We start from the raw sequence: 551 nt of genomic DNA, 5'->3' as shown, positions 1-551 counted from the left end.
TTTGATCGCTTCTTTCGAAAGCAAAACGATCCGCCTCGTTTCAAGAGCAAACGCAATCCCGTCCAAAGCTACACCACGAAGTTCACGAACGGCAATATTGCCGTTGCCTGCGATCTGCTGAAACTTCCGAAGCTGGGATGGGTGCGCTTTGCCAAGTCCCGTGAAATCGAAGGACGGATCTTGTCTGCTACGGTGCGTCGAAACGGCACAGGCAAGTACTTCGTTTCGATCCTGTGTGAAGTAGACATCCAGCCGCTTCCTCACGTTGATACCGCCATCGGCATAGACCTCGGCATCAAGTCGTTTGCCGTTTGCAGCAGCGGAGAAAACGTTCCGAATCCCAAGCACCTGCGCACCTACGAAAAGCAACTTGCGTTTTGGCAGCGACGTTTGTCTCGTCGACTGAAAGGTGGATCGGGCTATCTAAAAGCGAAGCAAAAAGTCGCTCGCATACATGAGCGAATCGCTAACGCTCGGCAAGACTTTCTACATCAGCTCTCGACCAAGTGGATCCGTGAAAACCAAACGATCTGTCTGGAAGATTTGCAGGT

1 protein-coding gene is annotated in these 551 nt (G+C 51.7%); it reads left to right on the top strand.

Features of this window, described 5'->3' with window-relative positions; all coding sequences use genetic code 11:
* The coding region (locus QJ48_RS08710; RefSeq protein ID WP_157261567.1) for an RNA-guided endonuclease TnpB family protein at window positions 1-551 on the top strand (551 nt) is incomplete at both ends.

Source organism: Paenibacillus sp. A3 (assembly GCF_001399685.1).
GTDB lineage: Bacteria > Bacillota > Bacilli > Paenibacillales > NBRC-103111 > Paenibacillus_G.
The sequence above is the reverse complement of the archived record's forward strand: the minus strand, read 5'-3'. Positions and strand labels throughout refer to the sequence as shown.